Origin of the sequence: Amphritea sp. (genome assembly GCF_050300915.1) — a bacterium.
Lineage (GTDB): Bacteria > Pseudomonadota > Gammaproteobacteria > Pseudomonadales > Balneatricaceae > Amphritea.
In genome coordinates, this window is sequence record NZ_JBNKYN010000226.1 from 1 (window position 1) to 562 (window position 562).

At 46.1% G+C, this 562-nt stretch carries 1 pseudogene; it reads left to right on the forward strand.

What is annotated here, in order from left to right:
* A pseudogene (nhaB, locus tag ACQY8X_RS21155) lies at positions 1 to 562 on the forward strand (sodium/proton antiporter); the annotation flags it as partial.

Consider the following 562-nt stretch of genomic DNA (forward strand, 5'->3'; position numbering starts at 1 on the left):
TACTAAACCCAATCATCTTAGTGGTCGCCGGTCCATTTATCACAGGCTGGATTTTATTAGCAGAGTTTATATTTACATTAGCTATGGCCCTAAAGTGCTACCCGCTTCAACCGGGTGGTTTATTGGCGTTAGAAGCTATTCTAATGGGAATGACAAATCCTGATTCGGTCTACCATGAAGTGACGGGCGCCCTCCCCGTGATTTTGCTGCTGATGTTCATGGTGGCAGGCATCTACTTTATGAAGGCGATGCTACTTTATGTCTTCACTAAAATCTTAGTTAAGATTCGCTCAAAAATTCTATTGTCGCTGTTGTTCTCCCTCGTAGCTGGTGTGCTCTCCGCATTTTTGGACGCATTAACGGTAACAGCAGTACTCATCGCAGTGGCGGTTGGGTTTTATGCGGTTTACCACAAAGTTGCATCCGGAAAACAAGTGCACAATGATCACGACCATTCTGACGATACCAGCGTACATGAGTTTCACCGTGAGGATCTCGATCAATTTCGAGCCTTTCTACGTAGCCTGATTATGCACGGCGCAGTGGGAACTGCTTTGGGTGG